This is a genomic window from Methylobacterium radiodurans (assembly GCF_003173735.1).
In the GTDB taxonomy this organism is placed as follows: domain Bacteria; phylum Pseudomonadota; class Alphaproteobacteria; order Rhizobiales; family Beijerinckiaceae; genus Methylobacterium; species Methylobacterium radiodurans.
The window spans coordinates 2,409,929-2,436,193 of sequence record NZ_CP029551.1; the positions used below are offsets into that span (position 1 = coordinate 2,409,929).

Sequence of the window (26,265 nt, forward strand, 5' to 3'; positions counted from 1 at the left end):
CACGCGGCTCGGTCCAAAATACCGGTCAGGTCAGCTGCGACAGGGCCGACTGGACGCGGTTGTTGACGGTGACGGTGTTGATGTCCGGGTCGGTGCCGAGGTCGAAACTCACCGACAGGCTGTGGCTGCCGTCATTGGCGCTCGTGGACTTCATGTAGATCATGCGGTCAACGCCGATGACCTGCGCCTCGAGCGGCTGAGCGACGCTCGCCTCGACGACCTCGACGGAGGCCCCCGGATAGGTCCCTGTCACACTCACCTGCGGCGGTACGATCTCCGGAAACTGCGCGACCGGGATCCGGAGCAGCGCCAGCCCCCCGCGATCGTGATGATCAGCGCGATGACGATCGCGAGCCGAGGGCGATCCACGAAGATCGATGAGATCATGGCGCGCCCCGAGCTCGGCCGCCTGGTGCAGACGACGTTCGATCCGCCATGAGTCGCCGCGGAGCGAGACAGGGGAGGGGGTGGGGGCGGCGTCCCATGAGGCGTCCCACGCTGCGCTAGCGCCGGCCGCTCGGGCCGTCGCCCGTATTCGGGCCGGCGCCGCTGGCCGCTCCGGTCGGAGCTTGCCCAGTCAGCGGCGAGACGGGTGCGGCGGGGGCCCTGCGGCCAGCGGGCCCCGCGCGGTCCTCGTCCACGGTCGAATTCCGCATCATCCTCTGCAGAACGGCGTCGGCGGGTTCGGGCGAGACTGTTTCGCCGGTGCGGACCTGTTGCAGGCCTTCGGCGACGACCTGCTCTCCGACTTCGAGGCCGCTCGTCACAGCCGCAAGCGTCGTGCTCGGCTGGCCGAGCCGGATTCGGCGCTCCTCCGCCCGATTTTCCGGTCCGATCACGTAGACGTAGCTGCCCTGCTGGTCGGACAGGACGGTGGCGCGAGGGATCGCGACCGCCTCGACCGGCTCGACGCCCTCAAGGAACACGGTCACGAACTCGCCTTCCGTAAGCTCACGCAGGATGGCCGAGGTGCGGGTCTGAGCGAAGATCGGCGGGTTCGGCAGCACGCCGCTTAGCAGGATCGTGTCCGTACTCGTCGCGCTGGTGTTGTTGATGAAAACGAGCGTCCCGGTGTGGTCGTAGAAGCGGCCGTCCGGCAGCTGGGCCCGGATCCGGACGGCCCCGAAGCCGCCCTTCGGCGCGTAACGCGCCCTCAGATTGATCGCCTCACGGACTGCCGCCGGCAAGGTGGCGTACATCGGGTCCTGCCTGATGATCGTCGTCAGCACCCCGGAACCCGGCCCGACGACGTTGCCGATCGTCAGCGCGGTGCGCCCGATCTGGCCGCCGATCGGCGCGGATCTCCGTGTAGCCGAGATTGATCTGCGCTGTGTCGAGCTGGGCCTGCGCGGCTTGCAGCTGGGCCTCCAGGGCGCGCTCGTTTGCCAGGGCCGCGTCGTAGATCGATTGCTGCCCCGCCGGTCCGCCGAGCAGGGTTCTGGCGCGCTGCGTCGTCAGCCGCGCGTTTACCAGCTGGGCTTCGACCTGCGCGATCTGCGCCTGCTGGGCGGCCATCGTTGCCCGGAACGGACCCTGCTCGAGCAGGTAGAGGAGCGTGCCTTCCTCGACGTCGGCACCCTCGACGAAGAGCCGCTTCTCGATGAACACCGTCACCCGAGCGAGGATGTCGACACGCTGCGTCGCCTCGATGCGGCCGATGAACTGCTCCGTCTGCGTGATCGGCTCCTTGCGGGCCGCAATGATGCCGACGACGGGCGGCCCTCGGCAGGGGTCGTTGCCGAGGCGATCGGAACATCGCTTCCCAATCGCGGTTTCGCCCGTTCGCGCTCGGAGGCATGCCAGGGCAGATGCCAGTCAGATCCGCGAGCACGCCATCGTCGTCGGTTCGGACGGGACGCACGTCGGTACGGTCGCTCACCTGAAGAACGGCAACATCAAGCTGACGAAGAACGACGCGGAGGCTGGCGGCCTGCACCACTCCATCTCGATCGACTTTGTCCAGTCTGTCGAGCGCAATCGGGTCCGCCTGAGCAGGTCTGCCGACGCGGTGAGGCGCGAGTGGAGCACATCGGGCGCGGCCTGAATGTTCGAGCCTGCCGATGAATCGTCAAACCGACCCGTTCGGCGGGTTTTTGCGGCTCACCCGCGCCCGGCGGCGCAGAAGCCGCTTCCGGTCAGGTCACAGTTCGTCTGCGATCTCAAAGGAGCGGCCGGCAATCTCCAGGTTCCGGATCTCTGGTGTGATGGGCGCGTAGGCGCCCTCCGGCGCCTCGCCCATGTGCGTGGACGAGGACTATCCAGGCATCTCCGCCGATGCGCGGATCGCGGCGATCCGCTCGCCCGCAGGTGACCACGCATCCCCAGCCTGCGCGTGCATTCGCGCCCCTCACCTGCTAGAACACAGGGAGAACAAGCGCGGCGGATCGGTGCGGCACGATTCGGGTGCGGAGGTTTGCGTGTGGGTTGTGGACGCCGAGGCAAAGAACGTATGCGGGCAGGCACTCACCGTTTCCACGGCACGGGCGGCGAGCACACGGTGCTCGATCACCGCGGCCGGTATCTGCACGCGCGCGATCGACGGCCAGGTTGCCGGCCGTCTCGAAGGGGCGGCCTGGATTGTCCACGCGCACGACGCCGCAGGTCGCTGCATCCTTACCCGGCCCTTCAACGACGGAACTGCGCCGACCCTGCGAATGGCCTGAGAAGAGATCCGGGCATAGCCCTGAAGGTTAGCTCCGTGGTGCAGACCTTCGACACTTCGTCGAGAGCCTGCAGGGCGCCTGAGACTGAAGGTTAGAACCGAGATGGCATATAGGAAACTGACGGCTGCCGAGACGAAGGCCCGGGATCTGGGCCTCGCTCTGGCGCGTATCGCTGAGGGGGACGGCACACCCGCCGCAATCGGTGTGGATCGGCTGCGACAAGCCAGCCCGCGCCTGACGCCGCTCGCGGTGGGGCAGATGGTGCGCAAGCAGCGCGCGATCCTAGAGGGCACGTTGGCTGAGCGTGGGCTGGCGCTTGCCGACTACGCTGATCAGGGACCCGGTCGCGGCATGGAATTCACAATCGCGCAGGCCGCGTGACAGGCTCGGCCGAGAGCCACCGACTGCTCGCCTCGGACCGCTGATCCGGCGTCCTGCGGCCGAGCCGTGCGTCCGCGCTCGAGAAAAGCCCAGCCGCCGCATCGCGCGAGCGAGCAGGCGAAGCGATGAGCTAAGCGCGGAAGTCGTGCTGCCAAGCTCGCAAGTCGAGAGGCCGGCAGATTGCGCGGTGGTTGAGGCAGTCGTCCGAACTTCCAGCGGCCATCGCTCGCGGAGCCGGCAGCCGTCACGTCACACCGGGACGGATAAGCATGCCTTCGGCAGCGAGCGGTGCATGGCCGCCGATCCTTCGCGATGATTTTACAGGTCACGGATCAAACGCTCCGCTCGCACGTCTTTAAGCGAAGCTGTTGCTCCGAGGGGACGTCATGAGTGTCGGACTGATCGCGCTCCTGGACGATGTAGTGGTCATCGCGAAAACGGCAGCAGCCTCGCTCGACGACGTAGCCGGGCAAGCCGCCAAAGCCGGAGCGAAGGCGGCGGGCGTCGTCATCGACGATGCCGCGGTGACGCCGCGCTACGTGGTGGGCTTCGCGCCCGAGCGCGAATTGCCGATCGTCGGTCGGATCGCGCTGGGCTCGCTGCGCAACAAGCTCTTGTTCCTGCTTCCCGGGGCGCTCGCGCTCAGCGCGCTCGCCCCTTGGGCAATCACGCCGCTCCTTATGCTGGGTGGCGCCTATCTCTGTTACGAGGGCACCGAGAAGGTCTACGAGGTCTTGTTCCCTGGCAAGGCTCACAAGCATGAGGACGCGCTTGTCGGCTCACAGAACACGCGGGTGCTGGAAGACCGTCGGGTTGCAAGCGCGATCAAGACTGACTTCATCCTCTCCGCCGAGATCATGGCGATCACCCTGGCGGCCATCCCGGAGGGAAGCTTCTGGACACGTGCGGCGATCCTCGCCGTCGTCGGTTTGGGAATCACTGTCGCCGTCTACGGTGCGGTGGCGCTGATCGTAAAGGCGGACGATGCTGGGTTGGCTCTGGCCAGGAGTACAGCGGCGCCCCCCCTCGGTAGCTTGAGCCGCGGGATCGGGCGCGCCGTCGTCCGAGGCATGCCGGGTTTGCTGAAACTTCTCGCAATCGTCGGAACGGCCGCGATGATCTGGGTCGGGGGCGGGATTCTCGTGCACGGCCTTGAGAGCTACGGCCTATCGGCGCCGGCCCGGTTGATCCACGCCACGGCCGAGTGGGTGGGCGCTCTGCTTCCCGCAGCTCAAGGTCTCGTAGGGTGGCTCGTGACGGCAACGGCATCCGGGCTCGTTGGTCTGGTCGTCGGCGGCATTCTGATCCCGCTGACGAGCCATGTTCTCGCACCAGCGTGGCAGAGCCTCTCACAACTGCGGACGCGCACGGCCTGAGCGGCGAGGCATTCCCGCAATGACGCTCTGTTTGCTGTTCTGAACCATCGCTCAGAAGCGGGATACCTGCTTCGAGGAAGAGTCTCTGCATAAGCGGAGGGGACCGGGCCGGCCATCACGGACGCGCTGGCGACCGCCTCGGCTATCGGAACACGGGCATCAGTCGGCCCACGTTCAAGCTCGCAGCATTTCACGCTCACGCACCGCAACCTGCACAGCGTCTGGCCACTGATCCGGCGGGGGTGCACCGATACGGTCACTTGCAACACTCGGCCTATGACCTGAGGTTCCTCATACCCGACGATCAAGCCACTTTGTCGGTCAGCGCTGGCACGGTGGTGTTATGCGTGTGCTCTGCAAATTGCTCGATCGCAGCCGGCCTGCCCATCAGGTAGCCCTGAGCCGACTGGCAGTTCTCCTCGATGAGGAAGCGCAGCTCCTCCGCGGTCTCGACGCCCTCGGCCAGCACGGGCAGGCCGAGGCCACGGCCGAGGCCGAGCACGGAGCGCACGATGGCCTGGGTCTGCTCGTTCTCGTCGACCGCCCGGATGAACGAGCCGTCGATCTTGATCTTGTCGAATGGGTAGGCGCGCAGGTTTGAGAGCGAGGAATAGCCCGTGCCGAAATCGTCCATGGCGATCCGCAGGCCGAGTGCTTTGAGCTGGCGCAGGGTCGACTGGGCCCGGCTCGGGTCCCGGATCAGCGCCGTCTCCGTGATCTCGATCTCCAGCCGCTCGGGGCGCAATTCGGTCTGGAACAAGACCTCGTGCACCATCTGGGCGAAGTGGGGGGCGAGCAGCTGCACCGCTGAGACATTGACCGCCACCGAGAGGGGGTTGGGCCAGCTCGCCGCCTCCCGGCAGGCCGCGCGAAGAACCCACTCGCCGATCTGCAGGATGGCGCCGCTCTCCTCAGCGATCGGGATGAACAGCGCCGGCGAAATCGGGCCGCGCTCGGAGTGCTGCCAGCGCAGCAGCACCTCGAAGCCGAAGATGGCACCCGACTGCACGTCGGTCTGGGGCTGGTAGACCAAGTGCATCTCGCCGCGGGCGATGGCGTGACGCAAATCATGCTCCAGGATGCGGCGCTCGCGCACCTGGGTGCCGAGCTTCGCCTCGAAGAAGCGATAGGTGCCTCGCCCTTCGGACTTGGCCTTGTAGAGCGCGGTATCGGCGTAGCTCAGCAGCAGTGCCCGGTCGTCCGCGTCATCCGGATAGAGGGCAATGCCGACGCTGGTCGCGACGGCTGGTCCGGCGGCATCCATGCTGCCGGTGCGCAGCGCTTCCAGGATCTGCTCAGCGAGGCGGCCGGCAGCCATGGCATGTTCGCAAGGTATCAGGATCGCGAACTCATCGCCGCCGAGACGAGCCATCAACTGTGGCTCATCGAGCAATGCCGTGATCGCGCGGGCGACGTTCACCAACAGGGTGTCGCCCGCAGCGTGTCCGAACAGGTCGTTGACCTCCTTGAACCGGTCCAGGTCGAGGCAGAGCACGGCGAGCTTCCGGCCGGTCGCGTCGGCCCGCTTCAGCTCTTGGTCAAGCCTTTGGTTGAAGCTCGTCCGGTTGGCCAGACCCGTGAGCGGGTCGTGGTGGGCGAGGAATTGGATCTGACCCTCGGCTTTGCGGCGGGCGCGCAGATCCCGCACGGCCACGGCGAAGTGGGGCCGGTTCCCGTAGGCGATCGGCCGCATGATCAGCTCGACCGGGATCGCATTGACGTCCGACACCCTCAACTCGGTCTCCACCGCCTGGTCGGGCTGTCCGGCGGTCGCCAAGCGGGCTGCCGCATCGGGCATGAACCGCGACAGCGCAGTGCCTGCCAGGTCGGCTGCTCCGATGCCGACCAGCCGCGCGAAGCTCTCGTTGGCATTGACGATCGTGTCGCCCCGGCAGACCACGAGTCCCTCGACAGCGGCGTTGGCCAGACTTTGAAGCCGCTCACGCTCCAGGGCGGCGTGACGCCGGTCCCGGATGTCGAGGGCCAGCACGGCGCAGGCGAGGAACAGGATCGTCAGGCTGGCCAGGGCGACGCCGGCGGCCAGCCAGCGCGATGGCAAGGCGGCCTCCGAGATAAGGATGCTGGGATCGGGAACGATCGTGACCGAACCCATCGCGGTGAAATGGTGGCTGACGATTGCCAGCAGCAGAAGCAGCGCGCCGATGATATGCGCACGCGCGCCACTGCCCGACAAGGTAACCTGCAGGGCGGCGCCGCCGAGCGACGTAGCGAGCACAAGCGAGGCGGTGACCAGTATCGGATCCCACCGGATATGGCCGGCGATCTCGTAGGCGGCCATGCCGGTGTAATGCATGGCGGCGATCCCGCCTCCGAGTACCCCACCGCCTAGCAGGGGCGCGAATGGCACCGGCCGCACCTGCGCGAGCGTGAGCCCGGCGCCGGTCAGCAGGACCGCATAGAGAAGTGAGAGCGCTGTGAGACCGAGGTCGTAACCGTTCGGTACGCTGGGCTCGAAGGCGAGCATCGCGACGAAATGGGTCGCCCAAATGCCTGAGCCGCCCGCGACCGCTGCCACGCACAGCCATGTGGCGTGCAGTCGCCCTCTGGCCTTGCTGGCATGACGAAGGAGTTCGACACAGGTGATCGCCGCGAGGGTACAGATCACGGCAGCCAGGCTAACCAGCCATAAGTCGTGCGCTTCCACGAAGCAGCCAACAACCTTAAGCATGTCAAAGCGCACCGGCGAAAAATAATCACATCTTACTTATTCGGCATCTCGTTACCAAAGAATAAATATGTTTGTTCATAACATATATTATGAAAGTTACCCTGCAGGACTTCAGCCCTATCTCGCTCAGGTCGCATCCTGAGAAGACTAGTCTTGACACGCAGGTCGCACAGAAACGTTTCTGTCTGGCTTGGTGTGGTCAGATCGTTACCTGTTTTGACCCACTGTCTGCTTCGGAGACGCGAGCGACGGCTGACGAGCGGCAGAGATGGGCGCAAATCCAAAGGTCCGCCAGCTTGCGTCGAGGTAGGGTCCAAGATGGGTGCTGAGCTACCGCTCGATGTTTGGTCCGGCATTTGGTGAAGCGGGTTCGACCTGAAGCAACTGAGCCCGGCCGACCGATTCGCCTCCAACGAAGTGGTTCGCCCTGAGGTGGAGTTGACCCGTTTTGGTGGATCGGTGGAACGCTTGCGGATCAGGGGTTAGCGAGCATCTCCTGTTCGTAGCGGATGGGTGAGCGATAACCGGGCGCGGAGTGCAGGCGCACGGGATTGTAGAAGCCCTCGATGAAGGTGAACACGGCCATGCGGGCCTGTGCTTGAGAGGCGAAGCGCCGGCGGTCGAGCAACTCGCACTCCAGCGTCGCGAAGAAGCTCTCGCACATTGCGTTGTCGTGGTCGGCCAAGCCCTTGCCAGCGCTCGCGGCGCCGCATTGTGGAGCTGCCGGACGGCGTGACGCGTAGCGGGTGACGCTCGCTGTTACGCGGCCGCCACAGAATTGATACCCGTGTCCGACCGGGGGCGCCACTAGGCGCGGCCGAGCATCTCCCGGATGCGTACGCCTAGGGTCTCGACCACAAAGGGCTTGGTCAGCACCGCCATGCCGGGCTCTAGGTGGCCGTTCCCGACGGCCGCGTTCTCGGCGTAGCCGGTGATGAACAGCACCTTCAGGCTCGGGCGCTTCACCCGGCCCGCATCCGCCATCTGGCGCCCATTCATGCCGCCTGGTAGGCCGACGTCGGTGACGAGCAGATCGATGCGCACGTCCGATTGCAGCACCTTCAGGCCCGACGCGCTGTCGCCAGCCTCGATGGCGGCGTAGCCGAGGTCTTCCAGCACTTCGGTCACCAGCATCCGCACGGTCGGTTCATCGTCGACCACGAGGACCGTCTCGCCCAGCTCGGCCCGCGGCGCTTCCGCGAGCGACGTTAGCGTGCCCGTCTCATCCGCGGGGCCGTGGTGGCGGGGCAGGTAGATGCACACGGTCGTGCCCTGCTCGACCTCGGAGTAGATCCGCACCTGCCCCCCCCGACTGCTTGGCGAACCCGTAGATCATCGACAGGCCCAGGCCGGTGCCTTGACCGAGGGGCTTGGTCGTGAAGAACGGGTCGAACGCCTTGGCGATGACGTCGGGTGTCATGCCGGTGCCGGAGTCGGTGACGCACAGCGACAGGTACTGTCCGGGCGGAATGTCGTGCTGCCTCGCCGCGTGCTCGTCGAGCCATTTGTTGGCGGTCTCGACCGTGATGCGGCCCCCGTCCGGCATGGCGTCGCGGGCGTTGATGCACAGGTTGAGCAACGCGTTCTCGAGCTGGTGCGGGTCGACCAGCGCGGGCCACAAGCCTGAGGCGCCGACCACCTCGACCGTGTTGGCGGGGCCAACCGTGCGCTGGATCAGCTCCTCCATGCCGTGGACGAGGGCGTTCACGTCGGTCGGCTTCGGGTCGAGCGTCTGCTGCCGCGAGAAGGCGAGCAGGCGGTGGGTGAGCGCCGCTGCCCGCTTCGAGGCGCCCTGAGCTGCTGTCATGTAGCGGTCGAGGTCCGTCAGGCGGCCCTGGCTCAACCTTGTCCGCATGAGCTCCAGCGAGCCGGAGATGCCGGCCAGCAGGTTGTTGAAGTCGTGGGCGAGGCCGCCGGTCAGTTGCCCGACCGCTTCCATCTTCTGAGCTTGGCGCAATGCCTCCTCGGTCCGAGCGAGCGCCTCGGCCTGCGCCTTGATCACGGTCACGTCGCGGACCGAGGCGTAGATGAGCCCGTCGCGTGGGACCGCGTTCCAGGAAAACCAGCGGTAGGTGCCGTCCTTGGCGCGGTAACGATTCTCGAACCCGAGCGCCGGCTCGCCGCGCACCAGCGCAGCGACGGAGCCCAAAGTGACCTCACGATCGTCCGGGTGCACGTAGTCGAGGAAGGGCCGGCCCTTCATCTCGGCCTCGCTCCAGCCGAGCGTCCCGGCCCAGGCTGGGTTCAGGCTGACGAAGCGGCCTTCGAAGTTCGCCACCGACAGGAGATCGGAGCTTGCTTGCCAGACCTGGTCGCGCTCGGCTGTGCGGGCCGCCACCTCGCCCTGAAGGGAGGCGTTGAGCTCGGCCAACTCCCGCTCGGCGCGCTTCCAATCGGTGACATCGTAGCCGCCGACGAAGATGCCGGTGACGAGGCCGGCGTCGTCGCGGACCGGCTGGTAGATGAAGTCGAGGTACCGCTCCTCGCCTTCGCCCGCGAGGCGGATCGGCATGCCCCGCGCGAGGAACGGCTCGCCGGTCGCGTAGACCCTGTCGAGCAGCTCGTAGAAGCCCTGGCCCTCAAGCTCCGGGAACACCTCGCGCACGCTCCGACCGACAAACAGGCGCGCTCCTGCGACCCTGACGTAGGCGTCGTTGACGTACAAATAGCGGTGCTCCGGCCCGGTGAGAATGCAGGCGAAGCCCGGCATCTGCTGCAGGCTCAGGCGCTGCCGCTCGGCCTCAAGTTGCAGCCGGTGCTCCGCCTCGCGGCGTGCCGCCTCGGGGCGACCCAAGCCCCTCGGATCACGGCGTGCATTCGCGGCTGACACTGTAGGTCCACCGCAGGGGTGAGGCCGTTCGCTGGCACTCAGCACGTGTGTTGAAACGTGCAGACCTCTCAAAAAACGTTGGCTATGCCCCACCCGTACTCCTGACCCTCAGCGGATCCCAACGGTGCATCTGGGAGAGGTCCGGTCGCACGTGCTATTCAGACGTCTGATGGCAGATCGCATTCCGCTTCTATCCCAGGAGCATGCGCGGCTGACCCTCTAGGTCAGTTTTAATCCGTAGGCTGTCATAAAAATTTCGCCGACCCCGTGCTCAGGAGGTTTTCAGCGGTACAGGACCGCACGCATCGTCGGAGAGGTCGGCATGGCAGGGTCAGCGATCGGCGGCTACGCGCCGGGCCGAGATCGAGCGGCGCCGGAGCCCCACCACGGTCGCCCGAATCTCGATGGCCATCGCTCCATCCTCGCGGCCGTCGTCTTCACGGGCGCCATCGCCGCCGCCCTCCTCTACGTCGCCTACAGCATCTACCTCGACGTCGACGCCACCGGCGTCCAGGTCACCACCTACCTGCCCTACATCCTGCTCTTCGTGGCGCTCGTCATCGCGCTCGGCTTCGAGTTCGTGAACGGCTTCCACGACACCGCCAACGCCGTCGCGACCGTCATCTACACGCACTCGCTGCCGGCCAACGTCGCCGTCGTCTGGTCCGGATTCTTCAACTTCCTCGGCGTGCTCCTGTCCTCGGGCGCTGTCGCCTTCGGCATCGTCAGCCTGCTGCCGGTCGAGCTGATCCTGCAGGTCGGGTCGGGGGCGGGCTTCGCGATGGTCTTCGCCCTTCTGATCGCCGCCATCATCTGGAACCTCGGGACCTGGTACTTCGGCCTGCCGGCCTCCTCGTCGCACACCCTGATCGGCTCGATCATCGGCGTCGGCGTCGCCAACGCCCTCATGCACGGCCGCTCGGGCACGTCCGGCGTCGACTGGACGAAGGCCACCGAGATCGGCTGGTCGCTGCTGCTCTCGCCCGTCTTCGGCTTCCTGGCAGCCGGTGGGCTGCTGCTCGTCCTGCGCTTCCTGGTGCGCAATCCCGCCCTCTACGCCGAGCCCAAGGGCAAGTAGCCGCCGCCCTGGTGGATCCGCGGCCTCCTGATCGCGACCTGCACGGGCGTCTCCTTCGCGCACGGCTCGAACGACGGGCAGAAGGGCATGGGCCTGATCATGCTCATCCTGATCGGCACCGTACCGACTGCCTACGCCCTCAACCGCGCCCTGCCGGATTCCTCGGTGGCGCAGTTCCGGCTGGTCTCGCAGGCAGCCTCCGCGGTGGTGGCGAGGAAGGCTGCCGGCTACGGCATCATCGGCGATCCTCGCCCGGCGGTGACGGCCTACGTCGCCGCCCGCAAGATCGAGGGCGGCACCTACCCGTCGCTCTCGATCCTGATCGGGCAGATCGGTGAGCAGGTCGACCGGTACGGCACCCTGGCGAAGGTCCCGGCCGAGGCGGTGGGCAACACCCGCAACGACATGTACCTCGCCTCCGAGGCCGTCCGCTTCCTGATGAAGGACAAGGAGAGCGAGCTCTCGCCCGCCGAGGTCGGCGCGCTCGACGCCTACAAGAAGAGCCTCGACGAGGCGACGCGCTTCATCCCGACCTGGGTGAAGGTCGCCGTGGCGATCGCGCTGGGCCTCGGCACGATGGTGGGCTGGAAGCGCATCGTGATCACGGTGGGCGAGAGGATCGGCAAGACCCACCTGACCTACGCCCAGGGTGCCTCCGCGGAGCTGGTGGCCGCGGGCACGATCGGCGCGGCCGACATGTTCGGCCTGCCGGTCTCGACCACGCACGTGCTCTCGTCGGGTGTCGCGGGCACCATGGCCGCCAACCGATCCGGCCTTCAGGTCGCGACCCTGCGCAACCTGGCCATGGCCTGGGTGCTCACCCTGCCGGTCGCGATGCTCCTGTCCGGCACGCTCTACGTGATCTTTTCGCGCCTGTTCTGAACCGGGATGACCGCTGCATCGCCGATGCCGGCTCGCCTCCTCTGCGACGAGCCGGCGCTTCCGGGCCTTCTCTGGGCCATGCGCTTCGACGAGGGTGGCCGCGGCCACCTCGTCGGCCACGCGGAGGTGCTGCTTAGTCCGGGGAGCTTCGGCGAGGGCTTCACCTGGCTGCACTTCAACCTGAACGACGCGCGGCTGGCCGACCTCGTCGCCGAGGGCCGGCTCGGTCCACGGCGCCTCACCGGGGCCGCCTTCGCCAGCGATCCGCACCAGCGCCTCCTGGTCGAGGACGGCCATATCGGCGGCGTCGTGGCCGATCTCGTGCGCGAGGCCGGCGCGCCCGCCAAGGTCGATGCGGGCGGGCGACTGCATTTCGTGATGGGGCCGCGCCTCCTCGCGAGCGGCCGGCGCCACCCCGTCGTCGGACCCGACGTGGCCCGCGATGCTGCGAGCGAGGGGCAGTGCATCCTCGCGCCCGTCCAGCTCCTGGAGATCATCGTCGAGCAGGTCGTCGCCGCGATGGCGGAGACCGGCGGCCGCCTCGCCGACGAGCTCGACGAGATCGAGGACCACATCCTCGACGAGCGCGTCCGCGGCGAGAGGCGGCGGCTCGGCCCGATCCGCCGCGACGCGGTCCGGCTGCACAGGCAGCTGCTGGGCCTGCGCGCGGTCTTCCACCGCTTGGAGACGGCCGCCGCCGACGAGCAGATCCCGGCCGCGGCCGTCGCCGCCGCCGTCCGGATCGCGCAGCGGCTCGACGCCCTCGACCGGGACATGGTGATGCTCGCCGACCGCTCGCGCCTGATGCAGGAGGAGCTGGCCTCCTACCTCGCCCAGGCCTCGAACCGGCAGCTCTACACCCTGTCGGTGCTCACCGCCCTGTTCCTGCCGCCGACGCTGGTGACCGGCCTGTTCGGCATGAACACCAAGGGGCTGCCGCTCGCGGACAACGAGAGCGGCTCCTCGGTCGCCATCGCGGTCGCCGTCGCCTCGGCGCTCGCGGCCTTCGCGCTGATCCGCGGCCTCGGCATCCGCCCGCCCCGCGACTGAGCGCTTCAGTAGCGGATCGTGGCGCGCAGGCCGAACACGGCGGCGTTGCGGATCCGCGCGCCGTCGGGATCGCGCGGGTTGCCGACGCCGCCGCCGGGCTTGAACACGTACTGGATGCTGGGCTGCACGGCGACGCCTGGACCGAGCACCGCCTGGTAGGTCGCCTCCACCACGGTCTCCGCGCTGCGGCGCGGGCCCGGGACGCCGCCGAACGCCGCGGTCTCGACGTCGAGCCGGCGGGCGGCGCCGGAGATACGGGCGTGGCCGACCGCGAGCCCCATCGTGTCGTCGGACCGGCCGCGGAACAGCCCTCGGTAGGCGATGCCGGCATCCAGGTAGAGGTCGATCAGGTTGCGGTCGCCGGGCGAGCCCGCGGCGCGCAGGAACACGCTGGCGCCGTCGTTGGGGTCGTTCGGCTCCCGGTAGATCGTCTGGTCGACGAGCCCGTAGATCCCGCCGTCGCCGCCGAGCCGCCGCCCGATCCCCGAACTCGCCGGGTCGGCCAGCGACCGGCCCTCCGCGTCGCGGCCGAGCGCGTTGAAGCGGCCGAACTGGTACCAGCCGCCGAGCGTGACCGTGCCGGGCTCGCCCACGGAGCCCGGCGCGATGTTGTAGGCGTAGGAGACCTCCGCGATGGCGAGCGCCGGGTCGGTGAGCGGGAAGCGGGTGCCGGTGCGGTTGCGCCGCTGCGGGTCGGGCTCGCGGCCGAGGCGGTCGGGCCCGCCCGGATCGCCGTCGTAGAGACCGGCCTGGAAGGACAGGTTGGCGTTGGGCACGACTTTTACGCGAACGCCCGGAGAGGCCAATGGGTAGGACGGGCCCCCGCCCCTGAGGTTGCTCGCCAGGATTGCGGCCCAGCCGAGGGAGCCGTTGGTGAACAGGATGCCGGTCTGGCTGACCATGTACTCGGTATCGGTGGCGAGCTGCCCCACGCGCACCGCGAGCCGGCCGTCGAACAAGCTCTGCTCGAACCAAACCTCGTTGAGGCGCGAGGCCGAGAGAGCCTCGATGTCGCTCACGGTCAGCAGGTTGCCGACATAGGAGCGCGACGCACCGCGTCCGTGGACCTGGTAGAAGGTCGTGTGGAGGGCGCCGCCCTTCCAACCCGCCAGGGTATCGAGGTCGACATCGACGTCGACATCCACCAGCCCGAGCGTCGCAGTGCCCCGCCGCATGCCGCCGCGGGCCGTGTGGACGGCTTCAGTGAAGTAGATCAGGTCGTAGGTGATGCCGCGCGCGCGCAGGAAGGCGCGGTACCCGCCCGGGTCTCCGGCCGGGCCGAGCAGATCCTGGATCGTGCTCGTCACCTCCGCCGAGCGCTGCGCCGAGAAGACCGGCTGGGCGACGGAGGTCTGGGGATCGCCGCCCGCGCCCGCATCGGACCCGATGGCGAAGCCCTCGGTGGCCACGCGGGCGGCCTCGCTCAGAACGTCGAGGGGTGGCTGCGCGACCGCCGCGGAGCCCGACATCAGCGAGCTTGCAAGTGCGAGGGACCGCACCTGCGGTGTGCAGAGGCCGCGAAACATCGTGTACCCCGCGCCCCTCCGTCGGTTCTGCCCGCCAAACCACGAGCGCTCAGGACGCTCGTGCAGGGCAGGCGATGTCTCGACCCGAGGGAGGAAAAGCCGACCCTCGCGCCCGCCAACCATCACCGCAGCAGCCCGGGATGGATCCGAGGCCGCTGCTCCCCCCACTGCTCAATACCGCGCCGCCACGTACATCTCGGCCGGGATCGGTCCGCGCACGTAATCCGCGTGGCGCTCGCGCGGCGGCAGCCGTACCGGGGGACGCTCGACCTCACCGTAGGGGATCTGCTCCAGGATGTGGCTGATGCAGTTGAGGCGCGCCCGCTTCTTATCCACCGCCTCGACCACCCGCCAGGGTGCTTCGGGAATGTGGGTGCGCGCCAGCATGTCCTCCTTGGCCCGGGTGTAGTCCTCCCAGCGGCGGCGCGATTCGACGTCCATCGGCGAGAGCTTCCACTGCTTGAGCGGGTCCTCGATCCGCATCCGGAAGCGGAGTTCCTGCTCCGCGTCGGTGATCGAGAACCAGTACTTGAGCAGGACGATCCCTGAGCGCACCAGCATGCGCTCGAACTCCGGCACCGAGCGAAAGAACTCCTCGACCTCGGCCTCGCTGCAGAAGCCCATCACCCGCTCGACACCGGCACGGTTGTACCACGAGCGGTCGAACAGCACGATCTCGCCAGCGGCCGGCAGATGCGCGACGTAGCGCTGGAAGTACCATTGCGTGCGCTCGCGCTCGCTCGGCGCGGGCAGCGCCGCGACGCGGCAGACGCGCGGGTTGAGGCGCTGGGTGATCCGCTTGATCACGCCGCCCTTGCCGGCCGAGTCGCGGCCCTCGAACAGGACCACCACCCGGAGCTTCCTGTCCTGCACCCAGTCCTGGAGCTGGACCAGCTCGTGCTGCAGGCGGAGCAGCTCGCGGAAGTATAGTTTGCGGCTCAGCGCATCGGGTCGTGCCTCGCCGGACCGCGCCTCGAGGCGCTCCAGGCGCTCGTCTTCGAGCTCCAGCTCGAACTCCTCGTCGTAGCTGTCGGCGAGCTCGCGGCGGATCGCCTCTATGTCGGCCTCGTGAGGTGTGCGTTCGTCAGGCATCATCGTCGCCACTTCGAAGGTGCAAGGAGGATTGGCGATAGGATCAGGCTTCCATGACAAGACTGAGAAGCCTGGACCGGCTGGCCGGAAGAGGTCGGGACTATCCGGCTCCTCGGTGGCCGCATCGCGGTCCGCGCTCTGCGGCGGCGTCAGGACCACTCCGACGTCATCGACCGCCGTCGCGACCTGATCCGGAGCCGGTTCTGGTGCGTTGTCGATCCGAGGCCGCAGCGTGTCAGGGTACGCACGTTGTGGCCTTTGACCTGGGGTAGGCGGAAGGCCAGCTCGGGGAAGCTGACAGGCGCGGGCGGCCGATAGCCTAGGGACGCGTGCGGCCGGACGCGGTTGTAGGTGTTCTGCCACAGGGCGATTGCAGCCTGGGCTTCCTGGAGCGCGTAGACGATCTCTTGGCGCAGGCACTCGTCGCGCAGCTTGCCGTTGAAGCTCTCACAGTACCCGTCCTCCCACGGTGAGCCCGGGGCGACGTACTTGATCTGCGAGCCTGTCTTGGCGACCCGCTTGCGCAGTGCCTTCTGTCCTCGCCGCATGTCCGACTCCTTCGGTCCTGGCTGATCCTCTCAATCAGCCCGGTCCAAAACCAGCCGGTCAGGTCACAGGTCGCACACCTCTTCTGTGAGCTGTCCCTGAAGCTCCAGGCGGTGGGGCTAGCCGATCACTACCGCTGTCCGCTGCCGATCACGCAGGTCGATCTGGCCGATGTGTTGGGTCTCACCAGCGTGCACATCAATCGCGTGCTGAGGGAGATGCGCAGCCTGGCTTTGATCACGCTGTGCGAGCAGACACTGGTGATTGAAGCTTTGGATGAACTTTTGCGGATCGCGGAGTTTGATCCTGCATACCTACAGCTTGAACCCCAAGTAGCCTGATGAACCTTCGCCTACAGCCTGTTCAGGTTACAACGGGAAGCGGTGATAAGGATAGCTACCTCGTTTTCTCTGAGAGTCCGTCCGACAAGTCATGATCCCCGTCCGATACGTCGAACAAGGATTATGACAGCGGCGGCGTAGCGGAAGGCCTGTGCTGAGGCGAGAGTGGTCTCTGGGTCCTTCCAGAGGCGGCGGTTGCGGCTGATCCAGGCGAAGAAGCGCTCGACGCCCCAGCGGCGTGGGTGGACGGCGAAGCCGACCTGTCCGGGTGGCTTGCGTACGATCTCGACATTGATGCTCGTGGCGTTCGCCGGCTGATCGCCAGTGTAACCCGCATCGGCGAACGCCTTGGTGATGAATGGAAAAGTTCGGCGCGACAGGCGCAGCACCGGCACCGCTCCGTCGCGATCCTGCACGTCGGCGGGCTGCGGATCGAGGACGAGGGCGCGCCCGTCCGTGTCGACCAGAGCTTGGCGCTTACGACCCTTCACCGTCTTGCCGGCATCGTAGCCGCGCGGCCCGCCACTCTCGGTGGTCTTGATGCTCTGGCTGTCCAGAACCGCCGCGGATGGCGAAGCTTCACGGCCGACCCGTTCACGGTCGGCCATGACGAGGTGGTGGTTGATTCGGCCGAACAGGCCATCGTCGCGCCACCGACTGAAGTAGCCGTAGGTGGTCGAGCGGGGCGGCAAGTCCTTAGGGATCAGACGCCACGCGATCCCGCTGCGCAGCACGTAGAAGATCGCGTTCAAGATCTCCCGCATTTTGATTTAAGTTATTGCAGGAAATTGCGGGATGATTGTCTGCGCTGGCATGCTCCTATCATTTCAGGGATCGACCGGCTGCCTGAGAGCAGGCCCAAAATAAATCACTAAAATAACCCATTAATGAAATATAATTTTTCAAATATGCACTACAGTATCATAACCTGATGAGGATATGTCGCGATGACACGGATTCTTTCAATCAGGGTTTTCGTGTCGGTGGTGGCATTCTGGGCCACGCTTCAAGGCGTTGTTGAACCCGCAGGCGCCTGCTCCCGCTTCGTATACCTCGGACGAGACGGAAAGATTTTCACGGCCCGATCGATGGACTGGGAAACACCGATCGGAACCGATCTTTACATCCTGCCGCGCGGGATGGCGCGCAATGGTGAAGTCGGGCCCAACTCGATCCAGTGGACGTCGAAATATGGATCCCTGGTCGCGACAGCGTTCGACAACTCAACCTCGGACGGCGCCAACGAAGAGGGCCTTACGGCCAATGTGCTCTGGCTTGAAGAGTCGCAGTACCCGCCTTTCGATGGCAAGGGGCCGCCTGGGTTGGCGATCTCAGTCTGGGCGCAATACGCTCTCGACAACTTCGCGACTGTCGATGAAGCCGTTGCCGCCTTTGAGAAGCACCCCTTCACGCTCGTGACGAGCACGATTCCTGGCACCCAGGTCATAGCAAACGTCCATATGTCCCTGTCCGATTCCAGCGGAGACAGTGCAATCATCGAATATATCGACGGCAAGCAGGTCATCCATCATGGACGCCAATACCAAGTTATGACGAACTCTCCGACCTACGAACAGCAGCTTGCCCTTGCATCCTACTGGTCGCAGATCGGCGGAACGGTCATGCTGCCCGGTACGAACCGTGCGTCCGATCGCTTCGCCCGCGCCTCCTTCTACGTCAAATCGATCCCGCCGGATGGAGACTCGAATCACCTCTTGGCCAGCGTCTACGGCATCATACGCAATGTTTCCGTGCCGCTCGGGCTTTCGACGTCGGACCAACCGGAAATATCCTCCACACGTTGGCGCACGGTCTTCGATCACAAGCGCCGCCTCTATTTCTTCGAATCGGCGCTTTCACCCAACACATTCTGGACCGACCTGAACCAGATCGATTTCTCCAAGGAAACGGGGAAAGTGCTGAAACTCGATCTCGGCGTCGATCAGGCCAACGTCTTCGCCGGAAATGCGACACGGTCCTATCGCGAGGCGAAGCCTTTTCCTTTTGCCGGACTGCCGCGATAGAGCGTCGTACTGGATGGCGGCACGAGCCTCATACCGGGATCGTAGACGCTTGGTTCTTGGCGATGCCCGCTGCCCAGACGAGTTCGCTCGCATCGAGGCCGTGCCGGAACGCAGCGCTGATGCCATAACCGGCGTCAGCCACCAGCACACCGACGCCCAATTCGGCAGGCGTCGGATCCGCCCGCCAGCTGATCCGCCGTGCCCGGCCAACGCCGTCCAGAGCGGGCCGTCGTCTTGGACCGAGCAGGCGATGAGGTGCTGCGACAGGTCGTGGCCAGCCAGCCCGAGACGGGCGGCCATCGGCTGCAGGCTCTTGCGATCCCCGGGGCCGAGCAGACCGCTCAGAGTCCGTCCGATAAGTCGTGATCCCCGTCCGATACGTCGAACAAGGATTATGACAGCGGCGGCGTAGAGGAAGGCCTGTGCCGAGGCGAGAGTGGTCTCTGGGTCCTTCCAGAGGCGGCGGTCGCGGCGGATCCAGGCGAAGAAGCGCTCGACCCCCAGCGGCGTGGGTGGACGGCGAAGCCGACCTGTCCGGGTGGCATCGGGCTGACCGCGAGCCGAGCGACATCGCCGAGGCGCGCACAACGCGGCTCAACGAGAAGATCGCGGGCCTACGCGAGTAGATGCAGGGCCTCCAGGCGATGGGTCGGCAGGTCGAGGCCGCCCCCGACGGCCAGGTCTTGCTCACCGATCCGGACGCGCGCTCCATTGCGACCCGCGGCAAGGGCACCGGCCTGGTCGGCGACACCGTCCAGGCCGCGGTCGATGCCGAGCATCACCTGATCGTGGCCCACGCGCTGACCAACGTCGGCAGCGACCGGGCGCAACTCGCGCCGATGGGGCTCTTGGCGCAGGCGGCGACGGGATGCACCACGCTGACGGTGCTGGCCGACCAGGGCTACCTCAGCGGGGAGCCGGTACTGACTTGCGAGGGCACCGGCGTGCTGCCCTGTGTGCCCAAGACCCTGACCTCGGGCCACGCCAAGCGTGGCCTCTTCACGGGACAGGACTTTGTCTACGACGCCGAACAGGCCCCCTACACCTGTCCCGCCGGCCCGCACCTGACCAAGGGGGCCGCCCGGTCCGATCGTCGGACCGAGGACGACGCGACGGATCACTACCGCAACCTGACAGCTTGCCTCCGCTGCGCGCTACAGCCCCGCTGCACGCCGACGGAGACGCGGCGGGTCAAGCGCTGGGTGCACGAGGGCGTGCTCGATGCGATGCAGGCGCGACTCGACCGGATGCCGGATGCGATGAAGATCCGTCGCCAGACCGTGGAGCACCCGTTCGGCACGCTGAAGGCTTGGATGGGCGCCACCCACTTCCAGACCCGAACCTTGGCGAAGGTCAGGACCGAGATGAGCTTGCAGGTTCTGGCCTACACCATGAAGCGGATGATCCAGATCGTCGGGGTCGGTCCGCTGATGGCGGCCATCCGGACCCGAGGCCCACCAGTTCGAGCTGCCGCGCTACGGCGCCTGTGCCTCCAAACTCTCGATGAGCTGCGTTCTCAAACAGCCTCGGTGGGAAACCGGCATTCAGCCGAGCAGATACAACGGACCGCACAGCGCTCGAAAGCGGCGGTTCAGCGCCTGCCTGGAGACCGCCGATGGAACATAGATGACCGGGAGGGGCCCAAACCCCTGACCTCCGGCGGATCAAGCAAAGGCAAGCCCGCTGAGGCTGAAATGGCCCTCTGCTGAGGGCGCCGCCCACTTGAACGCCTCATGTCATCCGAGCGAGCACATCCTCCTTCTGCAGCCTCCGATGGACGAATGCCATGGCCGTGTGGCCGAGAACCACGGCGAGAAGCGTGAAGCCCAGCCAGTAATGCAACAGGTCGGCGGGAACCATCATCCACTCGATCTTGGTCTCGCGCCCTGGCATGAGCGGGATGCCGTAGGGCGAGAATGGCTTGCCCGATCCGTACTGGCGCAGCAGAGCCAAACTCGGCACCGCGATCATCAGGGCGTAGATGAGGCCGTGTCCGAGTTTGACGGTCCGACCGGAGCGGCCCGCATGCGCAGGGCGTCGCTTCAGGTTCGCCATCCCCCAGGCCCCGCGCAGCCACACGAGCACGAAGAGCGTGAAGCCCAGGGTGAAGTGGCTTCCACCCACGAAGCGGGTCAGGGCCGTGTCACCGATCCCGACATAGAGCAGCGCCCCAGCGAACTGCCAGGCGAAGAGCAGTGCCATGAGCCAGTGGAACGCGCGGCTGATGCGGCCGTAGCGCTGCGGCGTGTCGAGCCATCCGGTCATAGGTCATCCACCGCGGCCTGCCTCTCCACCCGAGCCAGGATATCGAGCCGGTACGCGTCGGTCTTGGTCCCGCACACGCGGCGCAGGAAGGTTCGTGCGGCCGCGATGAAGCGTTCGGCCGCCTCGTCGCCGCTCAGCGGGTAGTGAGTCTCGCCTGTCCAATGCACCAGCACGACGTCGCCGCCGCTCCGCAGGCAGCTGAGCACCCGCGCGGCCAAGCGCTCCACGTCCTCGCGATCAAGGAAGTAAACGACCTCGGACAGCAGGATCAGGTCGAACGAGCCCTCAGGCCATCGCTCGGGCACCTGCGCATGCTCGAAGCGGACATGGGACAGGCTTCCGCAGCGCGCGCGGGCCTGGGCCAGGGCGCGCTCGGCCAAGTCGAGGCCGACAAGGGCATCGCAGCGCTCGGCCAGCATCCGCGTCAGGACACCGATGGAGCAGCCGACCTCCAGGGCGGACGCGTAGCGGTCCCGAGGCAGGGCATCGAGCGTGGCCGCGTACTTTGCCTGCTCGTACGGGCTCGTGGTGAACCGCCAGGGGTCCGGATCATGCGCGTAGCAATCGTCGAAGTAGCTCGGCGGCAGTGTGGTCGTGTATCGCGTCATGCACGGCCTCCCATCCACAGGTCACCGGCCATTCCGCCTGCCCGGATGATCGCGTCCGCGGCGCCCGTCAGCGCTCCATCCGGCGCGGGCTGGCGCAGGTAGGTCGCGAGGTCGCGCGAGAGGCGTTCAAGGGGATGGCCGCGCAGGAAGCCCTGCAGCCCGACCGAGCGCTGGGCGAGCCGGAGGACGTCGAGGCCTGCCCGCTCGACGGCGAGCCGGGTCAGGTTGACGTAGGCGACGACGCGCCCCGGCGGCAGGGTTGACGCGGACATGGCCTTCGCGGCGCCTTCCACCCAGAGCCGTGCGGTCTCGACCGCGATCGCACCCTCGCCGAGCCGCGCGAGCTGATGGAGGTCGCTGCCGCGCCCATGCCGCACGAGATGGGCGCGCCAGGCATCGAACACCGCCTCAATGCCGCCAAGCTGCACCGCGGTGAAGCGCCACGCACCGCCGGAGAAGTCCGGCTGGCGGTGGTAGTCGTCAGGACTTCCCAGGACGGCGTCCTCGGGGACGACCAGGCCGTCGAAGTCGAGGGTGCCGGTGGCCGAGGCGCGCATGCCGTGCGCCCGCCAGGCGGAGAGATCGGCGCGGGTACCGGGCTCCAGCGGCACCACCAGCATCAGAGTTGCACCTGCCTCCGGATGGCGGCCGGTGACGAGCGCGCGCGTGACGTGGCCGGCGCCCGAGGCGAAGGTCTTCGCGCCGGCGAGGTGAAGGCCGCCGGGCCGAACGCTGAGGGTCAGCCCCCCCTCGGGCGACTCAGTGTTCCAGACCCCGAAGAGATGACCGGCCCGGGCGTCGGCGAAGAGGCGTGCGCGTTGCCCGACCTCGCCGTAGCGGGCGATCAGCTGAAGTGCGTTGACGTGGCCCTCGTAGAGCCGCCCGAGGGCGAGGCTGCCGTACCCGACAAGACGCAGCACCTCCATGAGCTTGCCGGCGCCCGCTTCCTCGCCGAGGCCCGCGCCACCCTCCGAGGCGGAGATCGGCGCGGCAAGCAAGCCAAGGCGAGCAAGATCGCCGACGTCCTCAAGCGGGAAGCCGTCGTCACGATCCTGCGCGCTGGCGCGACCGGTCGCGAGCGCGCAGGCCTCCCGTGCGGCCGCGACGGCGTCGTAGGCGATGTTGAGCGGGGCCCTCTGATCCAAGCGCCTTCCTTTCCTTACACTGCTGTTGCCGCGATCATCCCGGTTCTCCGGCCGGTGGGGACTGATTGCGACCGCTCCTCCGGGATGTCCGGCTGGGCCGCCGCAGGCGCAAACGCGACGCGTGATCTCATCAGCAACCGGACCGGCCGCCGCTCAGGCAGAGGAGACGGCCTTGGCCGGAGGCGGCATGGGCATGGTACGGGGCACCGGGCGCTCCGCGCGTCCGAGTCATAAACATATGATAGAGCTAATAAGCTCGGCACCAACCAGGGGTTGGGCGGCTGGTTCTGTGCCAAGATGTGCCTGCGCCACCTTGGCGCAGCAGGCGAGACCAAGTTCGCGCGCGCCGTGCCGCACGGACGCGCCTGCTCTTAACCTGACCGGCTGATGTTGGACCTGGCTGATTGAGAGGATCAGCTGGGACCGAAGGCGTCGGACATGCGACGAGGACAGAAGACGCGCGCGGAGCAGGTCGTGCTGACGCTGCGCCAGATCGAGGTGCAGACCGCCCAGGGCAAGAGTTTGGCGCTGGCTCAGCTCAGGAGGCGGAGATCTCTGAGCAAAGCTATGACCGCTGGCGCAAGGAGTACGGCGGCCTCCAGTTCGATCAGGCCAGGAAGATGAAGGGATCTGGAGCGCGAGAACGCTCGGTTGCGCCGCCTCGTGGCCGATCTATCCCTGGAGAAGCAGGTGCTGGCGGACGTCGCCTCGGGAACCTTGGTTCGCCCCCGAGCGACGCCGGCAGGCGGTGGCCGGCATTCGGGAGAAGTACGGCCTCTTGGAACGTCACGCCTGCTGGATCGTCGGCCAGCACCGGGGCACGCAGCGCTACGTGCCGACCGTGCTGGCCGACGAGGATGAACTGACCCGCGCCGTCATTGCTCTGGCGTCCGAGTATGGGCGCTATAACTACCGCCGCGTCACCGCGCTGCTGCAGGCAGGCGGCTGGCAGGTGGGCAAGGATCGGGTCCAGCGCGATCCAAGCGTCGCGAGGGGCTCAAGGTCCCGCAGAAGCACCGCCCGCGCAGCCGCCTCTGGCTGAACGACGGTTCCTGCGTGCGGCTGCGTCCGCTCCACCGCAACCAGGTCTGGAGCTTCGACTTCGTGCAGGGGCAGACTCACGACGGGCGAAGCCTGCACATCCTGACGCTGATCGACGAGCACAGCCGGGCTTGCCTCGCGCTGAAGGTGGCGCGGCGCATCAACAGCCTCGGTGTGACCGAGGCACTGGCCGACGCCATGTGCCTGCACGGCATCCCCGAGCACATCCGCTGCGACAATGGCCCTGAGATGATCGCGAAGACGCTGCGCAAGCGGGCCGCCAAGACAGGCTCGCAGATCCAGTACATCGCCCCGGGCTCACCGTGGGAGAACGGGTACTGTGAGAGCTTCAACGGCAAGCTGCGCGCCGAGTGCCTGCGCCAAGAGATCGTCTACTCACTGAGACAAGCGCAGATCGTGATCAGTCTCTGGCAGAACACCTACAACCGCGTCCGGCCACACGCGTCCTTGGGCTACCGACCACCCGCGCCCGTGAGCTTCCCCGATCCGGCCTTCCGCCTACCCATGGCAGCGGCCATGCAGTAGCCTCTCACGCGGCTCGGTCCAAAATACCGGTCAGGTCAAAAAGATACCGTTATCGCAGGGGTTTGAAGGCGACTTGGCGGAGAGGGGGGGATTCGAACCCCCGATGGGCTTGCACCCATGCCGCATTTCGAGTGCGGTGCATTCAACCGCTCTGCCACCTCTCCATCGACGGCCCGGCGACCTCAAGGATCGGCGCGATGACGCGCTTTGGCCGGACGGCCGATGGAGGGGCTATAGCGAAGCGGTGAGGGCGTGGCAAGACGGTCCCGCGCGTCTTCGCTTCAGCGCAGACAAGGCCCGGCCGGCGACGCGGCGAGGCCGGCCTGGATGGGAGGTCAGGCGCGGCGGTCCGCCGCGAGGGCCGCCGTGACCGTGCGGGCGAAGGCGACCGGGTCGCGCGGGACGTCGCCGTCCTGGATGCGGGCGAGGTCGAGGAGCGTGCCTGCCGCCGCCTGAACCGCCTCGGCCGGTCCCTCGGCCAGCGCGCGGATCAGCGGGTGGCGCGGGTTGATCTCCAGCACGGCCTGGCCGCCGCCGCGGCCGGCACGCCGCAGAAGGCGCTGCATCTGCAGATCCGGGCCCGTGCCGGCCGACAGCACCACCGCGCTCTCGACGAGCCGGTCTGTGGTGCGCACGTCCGAGACGTCGTCGCCGAGGGCCGTCTTGAAGGCCGCGACGAGCGCGTCGATGCCGGCCGGGAGATCCGCGGGCGCGGTCTCCGCGGGGAACTTCGAGAGATCGAGGCTGCCCTGGGTGACCGAACGCAGCGGCTTGTCCGCGAAGCGCGCGAGCGCGTCGGGCCAGAAGGCGTCGACGTGATCGGACAGGAGCAGCACCTCGAGGCCACGGGCCCGGAAGCCCTCGAGCTGCGGGGAGGATGCCAGCGCCCCGGAATCGTCGGCGACGAGGTAGTAGATCGCCTCCTGCCCGTCCCTCATGCGGGCGACGTAGTCAGGCAGGCTGGTCCAGCCCTCGACGGCGGAGGAGCGGAAGCGCAGCAGCGGGGCGATCTCGTCGCGGCGCTCGTGGTCCTCGTAGATGCCCTCCTTCAGGACCGGACCGAAATTCTCCCAGAACGCCCGGTAGTCCTCCGCGTCCTTGGCGCGGCTCGCCAGCTCGGAGAGGACGCGGCCGGTGACGGCGCGCCGGATCCGTGCCAGCGCCGGCGTCGATTGCAGCATCTCGCGCGAGACGTTGAGGGGCAGGTCCTCGGTGTCGACGACGCCCTGGACGAAGCGCAGCCAGGGCGGCAGCAACTCGGCCTCGTCGGTGATGAACATCCGGCGCACGTGCAGACGCACCTTGCTCTGCCGCTCGTTCTCCAGCGCCTGGAACGGCTTCATGCCGGGCACGAAAAGGAGCGCCGAGAAGTCGAGCTGGCCCTCGGCCCGCCAGTGCAGCGTCGCCCACGGCTTGTCGAAGTTCATGCCGACCGAGCGGTAGAACTCCTCGTACTGCTCCGGCGTGACCTCGCTCTTCGGCTTGCGCCAGAGCGCGGTGCCCTGGTTGGCGGCCTCCTCGCGGCCCTCCTGCACGATCGCGATCGGCACGGTGATGAAGTCGGCCCATTTGCGCACGAGATGGTCGAGCCGGTAGGGCTCCAGGTACTCGTCTGCGTCCGCCTTCAGGTGGAGCACGATGTCGGTGCCGGGCTCGGACCTCGCCGCGGGCTCCAGCGTGTAGCTGCCCTGGCCGTCCGAGGCCCAGGTCCAGGCCTCCTCGGCGCCCGCGCGGCGGGAGGTGACGGTGACCCGGTCGGCCACCATGAAGGCGGCGTAGAAGCCAACACCGAACTGGCCGATCAGGCTCGGGCGCTCCTCGGCCTTGGCGCCCTCCAGGCCTTGCGCGAAGGCCCGGGTGCCCGAGCGCGCGATGGTGCCGAGGTTCTGCGCCAGATCCTCCTTGGTCATGCCGATGCCGGCATCCGACACGGTGAGCGTGCGCGCCGCCTTGTCGGGCGCGATGCGCACCTTGGCGTCCGGCGCCAGGGCGCTGGCCGGCACGGTCAACGCCTCAAAGCGGCGCCGGTCCATCGCGTCGGCGGCGTTGGCAACCAACTCGCGCAGGAAGATCTCGCGGTCGGAATAGAGAGCGTGCACCACGAGGTCGAGAAGGCGCCCGACCTCGGCACCGAATTCGTGTCGCTCCACCGAGTCGCTCACCGCATCGCCTCCCGTGACGT

Annotated in this window: 14 protein-coding genes, 1 tRNA gene and 11 pseudogenes; 10 read left to right on the top strand and 16 right to left on the bottom strand. The window is 67.3% G+C overall.

Features of this window, described 5'->3' with window-relative positions:
- Positions 1-31 precede the first annotated feature (31 nt).
- Positions 32-387, bottom strand: a pseudogene (locus tag DK427_RS11120) (efflux RND transporter permease subunit); the annotation flags it as partial.
- Positions 388-503: 116 nt separating this feature from the next.
- Positions 504-1,815: pseudogene (locus DK427_RS11125) on the bottom strand (efflux RND transporter periplasmic adaptor subunit).
- On the opposite strand from DK427_RS11125, the gene DK427_RS11130 reads away from it, so the two are divergent.
- The 4 genes from DK427_RS11130 (at position 1,766) to DK427_RS11140 (ending at position 4,420) form a co-directional block, all read left to right on the top strand.
- Positions 1,766-2,044 carry a DUF2171 domain-containing protein gene (locus DK427_RS11130; RefSeq protein WP_245931007.1) on the top strand — a complete coding sequence of 93 codons (279 nt, stop codon included), beginning with the start codon at positions 1,766-1,768 and terminating at the stop codon, positions 2,042-2,044. The pseudogene DK427_RS11125 and the gene DK427_RS11130 sit on opposite strands and share 50 nt — an antisense overlap.
- A gap of 193 nt (positions 2,045-2,237) precedes the next feature.
- Positions 2,238-2,663, top strand: a complete 426-nt coding sequence (locus DK427_RS26275) for a hypothetical protein (RefSeq protein ID WP_162559772.1) — start codon at positions 2,238-2,240, stop codon at positions 2,661-2,663.
- 102 nt (positions 2,664-2,765) lie between these two features.
- Positions 2,766-3,044 (top strand): adenylosuccinate synthase, encoded by a 279-nt coding sequence (locus DK427_RS11135; protein WP_109951314.1) that lies wholly within the window; start codon positions 2,766-2,768, stop codon positions 3,042-3,044.
- Positions 3,045-3,430: 386 nt separating this feature from the next.
- Positions 3,431-4,420: a DUF808 domain-containing protein gene (locus tag DK427_RS11140; RefSeq protein ID WP_109951315.1), complete on the top strand. Its 990-nt coding sequence runs from the start codon at positions 3,431-3,433 to the stop codon at positions 4,418-4,420.
- A 304-nt stretch (positions 4,421-4,724) separates the two neighbouring features.
- Here DK427_RS11140 and DK427_RS11145 read toward each other — a convergent pair whose 3' ends face one another.
- The 3 genes and pseudogenes from DK427_RS11145 to DK427_RS11155 form a co-directional block, all read right to left on the bottom strand.
- Positions 4,725-7,109, bottom strand: a complete 2,385-nt coding sequence (locus DK427_RS11145) for an EAL domain-containing protein (RefSeq protein WP_109951316.1) — start codon at positions 7,107-7,109, stop codon at positions 4,725-4,727.
- A gap of 475 nt (positions 7,110-7,584) precedes the next feature.
- Positions 7,585-7,785: pseudogene (locus DK427_RS11150) on the bottom strand (integrase core domain-containing protein); the annotation flags it as partial.
- Between the two features lie 131 nt (positions 7,786-7,916).
- Positions 7,917-9,984 (bottom strand): annotated as a pseudogene (locus DK427_RS11155) (hybrid sensor histidine kinase/response regulator).
- Between the two features lie 277 nt (positions 9,985-10,261).
- On the opposite strand from DK427_RS11155, the pseudogene DK427_RS11160 reads away from it, so the two are divergent.
- Positions 10,262-11,899: pseudogene (locus DK427_RS11160) on the top strand (inorganic phosphate transporter).
- Positions 11,900-11,905: 6 nt separating this feature from the next.
- Positions 11,906-12,949, top strand: a complete 1,044-nt coding sequence (locus tag DK427_RS11165) for a CorA family divalent cation transporter (protein ID WP_245930888.1) — start codon at positions 11,906-11,908, stop codon at positions 12,947-12,949.
- Positions 12,950-12,954: 5 nt separating this feature from the next.
- Here DK427_RS11165 and DK427_RS11170 read toward each other — a convergent pair whose 3' ends face one another.
- From DK427_RS11170 to DK427_RS27540, 3 genes and pseudogenes are all read right to left on the bottom strand, one after another.
- Positions 12,955-14,418, bottom strand: a complete 1,464-nt coding sequence (locus DK427_RS11170; RefSeq protein ID WP_245930890.1) for a carbohydrate porin — start codon at positions 14,416-14,418, stop codon at positions 12,955-12,957.
- A 228-nt stretch (positions 14,419-14,646) separates the two neighbouring features.
- Positions 14,647-15,570 (bottom strand): polyphosphate kinase 2, encoded by a 924-nt coding sequence (gene ppk2, locus DK427_RS11175; RefSeq protein ID WP_109951318.1) that lies wholly within the window; start codon positions 15,568-15,570, stop codon positions 14,647-14,649.
- Positions 15,571-15,866: 296 nt separating this feature from the next.
- Positions 15,867-16,055, bottom strand: a pseudogene (locus tag DK427_RS27540) (integrase core domain-containing protein); the annotation flags it as partial.
- Between the two features lie 93 nt (positions 16,056-16,148).
- On the opposite strand from DK427_RS27540, the gene DK427_RS27080 reads away from it, so the two are divergent.
- Positions 16,149-16,454, top strand: coding sequence for a helix-turn-helix domain-containing protein (locus DK427_RS27080; RefSeq protein ID WP_281276991.1), 306 nt, complete (start codon positions 16,149-16,151; stop codon positions 16,452-16,454).
- A gap of 89 nt (positions 16,455-16,543) precedes the next feature.
- Here the strand turns inward: DK427_RS27080 and DK427_RS11190 are convergent.
- Positions 16,544-17,218, bottom strand: a pseudogene (locus DK427_RS11190) (IS5 family transposase); the annotation flags it as partial.
- A 183-nt stretch (positions 17,219-17,401) separates the two neighbouring features.
- Between DK427_RS11190 and DK427_RS11195 the strand changes: the two are divergent.
- A complete protein-coding gene (locus DK427_RS11195) occupies positions 17,402-18,478 on the top strand; it encodes a linear amide C-N hydrolase (RefSeq protein ID WP_109951321.1) in 1,077 nt (358 codons plus the stop codon).
- A 14-nt stretch (positions 18,479-18,492) separates the two neighbouring features.
- On the opposite strand, the pseudogene DK427_RS11200 reads toward DK427_RS11195, so the two are convergent.
- Both DK427_RS11200 and DK427_RS11205 read right to left on the bottom strand, forming a co-directional pair.
- Positions 18,493-18,856: pseudogene (locus tag DK427_RS11200) on the bottom strand (transposase); the annotation flags it as partial.
- Positions 18,842-19,026: pseudogene (locus DK427_RS11205) on the bottom strand (transposase); the annotation flags it as partial. The pseudogenes DK427_RS11205 and DK427_RS11200, both read right to left, overlap by 15 nt.
- Between DK427_RS11205 and DK427_RS11210 the strand changes: the two are divergent.
- Positions 19,009-19,923: pseudogene (locus DK427_RS11210) on the top strand (transposase); the annotation flags it as partial. The pseudogenes DK427_RS11205 and DK427_RS11210 overlap by 18 nt on opposite strands.
- Positions 19,924-20,209: 286 nt before the next feature.
- On the opposite strand, the gene DK427_RS11215 reads toward DK427_RS11210, so the two are convergent.
- Genes DK427_RS11215 through DK427_RS11225 form a run of 3 tightly spaced genes read right to left on the bottom strand, consistent with a single transcriptional unit; the run spans position 20,210 to position 22,496 of the window.
- On the bottom strand, positions 20,210-20,743 hold the full coding sequence (locus DK427_RS11215) for a cytochrome b (RefSeq protein ID WP_109951322.1): 534 nt from the start codon (positions 20,741-20,743) through the stop codon (positions 20,210-20,212).
- The gene (locus tag DK427_RS11220; protein WP_109951323.1) at positions 20,740-21,351 is read right to left on the bottom strand and encodes a class I SAM-dependent DNA methyltransferase; all 612 of its coding nucleotides are present in this window, start codon (positions 21,349-21,351) and stop codon (positions 20,740-20,742) included. The genes DK427_RS11215 and DK427_RS11220 overlap by 4 nt, the downstream gene beginning before the upstream one ends.
- Positions 21,348-22,496: an acyl-CoA dehydrogenase family protein gene (locus tag DK427_RS11225; RefSeq protein ID WP_109951324.1), complete on the bottom strand. Its 1,149-nt coding sequence runs from the start codon at positions 22,494-22,496 to the stop codon at positions 21,348-21,350. The genes DK427_RS11220 and DK427_RS11225 overlap by 4 nt, the downstream gene beginning before the upstream one ends.
- 438 nt (positions 22,497-22,934) lie before the next feature.
- Here DK427_RS11225 and DK427_RS11230 point away from each other — a divergent pair.
- A pseudogene (locus DK427_RS11230) lies at positions 22,935-24,083 on the top strand (IS3 family transposase).
- A 74-nt stretch (positions 24,084-24,157) separates the two neighbouring features.
- Here the strand turns inward: DK427_RS11230 and DK427_RS11235 are convergent.
- Positions 24,158-24,247 (bottom strand) — tRNA-Ser (locus DK427_RS11235).
- A 171-nt stretch (positions 24,248-24,418) separates the two neighbouring features.
- The gene (gene htpG / locus DK427_RS11240; RefSeq protein ID WP_109951325.1) at positions 24,419-26,245 is read right to left on the bottom strand and encodes a molecular chaperone HtpG; all 1,827 of its coding nucleotides are present in this window, start codon (positions 26,243-26,245) and stop codon (positions 24,419-24,421) included.
- Positions 26,246-26,265: the final 20 nt, after the last annotated feature.